This is a genomic window from Acidobacteriota bacterium, from assembly GCA_003225175.1.
GTDB lineage: Bacteria > Acidobacteriota > Terriglobia > Terriglobales > Acidobacteriaceae > Gp1-AA112.
This window is the reverse complement of sequence record QIBA01000077.1, coordinates 1-3,870: the sequence shown is the minus strand read 5'-3', so window position 1 is coordinate 3,870 and position 3,870 is coordinate 1. Positions and strand designations below refer to the sequence as shown.

Annotated in this window: 2 protein-coding genes; both read right to left on the bottom strand. The window is 31.1% G+C overall.

Features of this window, described 5'->3' with window-relative positions; genetic code table 11:
• Positions 1-69: 69 nt before the first annotated feature.
• Positions 70-444 (bottom strand): hypothetical protein, encoded by a 375-nt coding sequence (locus tag DMG62_21625; GenBank protein PYY20850.1) that lies wholly within the window; start codon positions 442-444, stop codon positions 70-72.
• A gap of 2,779 nt (positions 445-3,223) precedes the next feature.
• Positions 3,224-3,700, bottom strand: a complete 477-nt coding sequence (locus tag DMG62_21620) for a hypothetical protein (GenBank protein ID PYY20849.1) — start codon at positions 3,698-3,700, stop codon at positions 3,224-3,226.
• Positions 3,701-3,870 lie beyond the last annotated feature (170 nt).

The following is a 3,870-nucleotide window of genomic DNA, read 5'->3' as shown; positions in this document are numbered from 1 at the left end:
TCATGTCATGAGCCCAGGTACTCTCATTAATAGAAGAATCTTTTTCTTTATAATGTGGACCTTCCCAAACTAATTTACTGTCAAAGTGGTTAATAAAGATTTCCAAAATATCAAAAATATGAATACATACATATGGTCCAATAATAATCGTACAGAACGATATAATAATTTTTCCTTATTATTATTACATTCAGGGATTTCAATTTCCTCTTCGACATATTTATCAATAAATTCGGCAAGTATTTTCGTTACTTCATAATAAACAAACTTTTCATCAAGTAAATCCCATAATTTCTTTGACTGAAACGTATTTTTGAGCTTCTTGTGGTGTGTAGTGATATAATGAACGTCGATTATACCAGAAAGTAATAAGTCGTTAGGTTTAATTTCCAAATCAAAAATACATTGACTAAAAGATTTGACAATATCATGAACATTTTCCATAAATTGCAGCTAGAAAATGGAAAATATTTAATAAAATAAGTCAATCAAGTGTGGAATATTAAAAGAAAATAACTCATACCTGCCAAATAAAATCCTTCGCGTAATGAACTAAATTATCATTATCATATTCGATTAGTAAATCGAACCAACCCAAGTTTCTCGCTGAAGTTTCTATGTACTTTCCATACTGTATATAATTGTTTGTTGAAATTACATTCTTAATTTGTTTACACAAATTTACATAACGCTTATCCTTTTTCTCGGCCTAAAATTGAAAAAATAAAGCTTTAAATTTATCCTCAGAAATATTTTACTTCATCATTGGTAATTTTAAATCATAAACAAGAATCTAGATCAAATTGCTAATATTAATAATATTGTCATCTCCCTTTGAGAGGCTATTAAAGCTTACTAAAGGAGAGGATCTAGATAAAAAAATAATCATCATAGATAATTGAAATATTGTAATTAAAATTAAATATACTTTTTACCTTTGTTATTTTCTTTTTACTGGAATAGATTTGATTCGCGTCCTTAAGAATAGTTTCATAACTAACTTTAAGATCTATACCACCAATTATAGCGGAATAAAGATAAAATTCGTATAACGAATATGGAGAATTTTTTTTATTTGCATATCGAAATACTTAAGCATATTACAAAGAAGAAATAATCTGGGAAACGTGAACTTTTCTGGGTATGCATCCTTTTTATCTAGATTTGTAAACATAACGATAAGCTACTAAATATAGTAAGATTACACCGTTCATAAAAAATTTTTTTCGTTACACAGATAAAATATTTGCTAATCCTCTTTCGGATCTTAACGTTAACCTTAAATAGCTACTAAAAAGGTTATGTCGCTCAAAGGCAAGCTCGCAAAGACGCAAAGTTTACGCGGTGTAAAGTCAGCCATTGTGTATCAAATTCCATACATGTATTCATTAAATGTATCATTACGGATTTAACAAAGAATCAAGATTGTTATTATGTATGTTAAATAGCTACGACAGTTCTAATAAATGCTATAATTTTCTTCGAAATTATTGACAAATGCATTTCGAGCACTTTATATCCACCAATTACGTATTAACACGCTTGATCCTTTGTTTATTCTGTGATAATATATTCAATAAATGACTTAGTAGAATTTGAAGGCGGCTAATTTAGTCGCGCATTCGCAATCATTGTTTGAACTTTGAAGTCAATCGACCATTTTCGCCGGTGATTTTCGGAAATCTTTATCACTTTCATTTTCGAAGTGAACAAATCCATAACTATAAAATATACAAGTACGTTGACGATTAAAAAAGTTATAGTTACAATCAAATAGATAATTACTTCCACAGATCATCTTTGCGAATATGAGTGAAATTTAAATTTGTCGAATTTTTTAGCCACTCGTACACAATGGCCGCGTAAACTTTGCGAGTTAGCTCCTTCGAAAAAGATAGATAATTCAGCTGTATAACAACACGGATATTTACATTTAACGATAATGCAATAAATACTATTGATTAAAATTTTATATAATGTCTAGGTTTAATAAAAATCTATTTGGTAAAGTTTATAAGGCCTTAATATCTCGATACTAGGTCATTTTATAAATACTACCAACTTTTTCCGGTAAATTATAACACGTTCCTCCAGGATATGTACTTATTATATTAAGACAGCTATCGTCGGAGTAAAGTATGAAAGGTGGATTGGCGGGAAGTGCATTGATTGACCTAGAATTTTGCAATGATGTTGGGACTGTTGTGCAGTTGTTGACATCCAACGTACCGGAAGGTCCTGCACAATCTATTCCAGTAAAGAGACTGACTTTTACAGCGGAAGTTAATGACAAGTAGGTAAAAACCATGATCTATATAATGAAATTGGATTGTTAGAATCTTTAGGATTATTTAAACTTCAAAAAAAATATACTTACGGCAATGCAAATAATAGTACAGAATTTCATTTTTTGTTATTGAATGTTGAATTGTTTTGGATTAAAATTTCAACAATGTTGTTATAGTTTCAATGAGGGATATGGTATTTTTATAATAACGAAAAATGCATGATGAAACCAAGCATCTCTATGACATTGCCATCACATTCTTTCGCAACCACCCTACACAGCCTCTTCGCACAGACGGGTCGTCATATCAAGGCACTACGTGTCTAACCTCGGCAAAGTGAGTGCGGTTTATTGTTTTCAAGGTATCGAACTGTTTGATTTTTACTTGAATTATTCATAGATAGATTTTTGAATAGTAATACATTTAGTCATTTTAAAAAAATAGAAGAGAGACCTTAATTTTAGGATTTAATTGACATCGAGAATAGAAACGAAATCTATTGTTGAAGTTTAAATTAAAATTTATTATGGCGAACACCTTATATTCATAATCACTTATTACAGCGTGTATTATGTATTTTGTCAGTTTTTGATTTTGAATTCTGAATTTTTAATAAAGAATACTGTATTTTACTATTTGATTTTGGCTTTACTACTATGGCTTATTTGAATATAATAAAATAATCAAATTATTTTAATTTGTTAATTGTACTCACTTTTAAGTGCAGCTTTAGATATTTTTCACTTTGGAAACTTAAATTACTTAGTGACTCTGATGTACCAGCTACGAATACAGTCAATGCAAAAAAAAAATCACACGACAAGTTTTATTTTATGACTTGGAGTCGCTTTCGCTATAAAAAGATTTTTAATTATATAATTATTTTCATATTCTAATAAGTAATTCGAATAAATACTAATTCACAAATACTACGATTATTTTTTCGAACGATATTTCTCTATTTTAGCTTTTTTCTTTGAGGGGGAATCGCCTTCTGCACATGCCCTATCCTTTAATAAACCTACTACTACACCCAACACTTTTTTTACGCCATTACGTAACGTTTGATATTCTTCGGAGTTTTTATCCAAGGCATCGTCGGAAAATTCGATGCTAAATGGTAATTTACTGCCTTGTGAAATTTTCCCCGGAGTGTACAGCAAGAAGTACCAGTCCCGAGCTGTAGTGACAATACCATAGAGGTAATCGAAGTCATCGTCATCCTCCCGCTTTCGTTTTCTCATATTCGTTTGGAATGAGCACTCTAGCTGTTTGATATTCTGAGCAAAACCCTCGATTAGATTTCGTTCTAGTTTGTCTTCTGTAACACAAATAAGGTTTTCGGCTTTCTGGAATGAAAGTGTGGAATTAATACATTTATGCATAACGCCATAAAAAAAGTCTAAAGGCATATCGTTATACCCTGATAGCGAAATCAACCCGTCCCGTGCTTTCATCGCCTATTACTTCGTGTTCAGGCCTCATGCTGAGTTCTTCCCCTGTAGAATCTCTTGTAATATTGATTGCGGCGTGAAGAATCGCCACGACGTACTCATTGCGCATGGCTTCCAAGCTATCCACG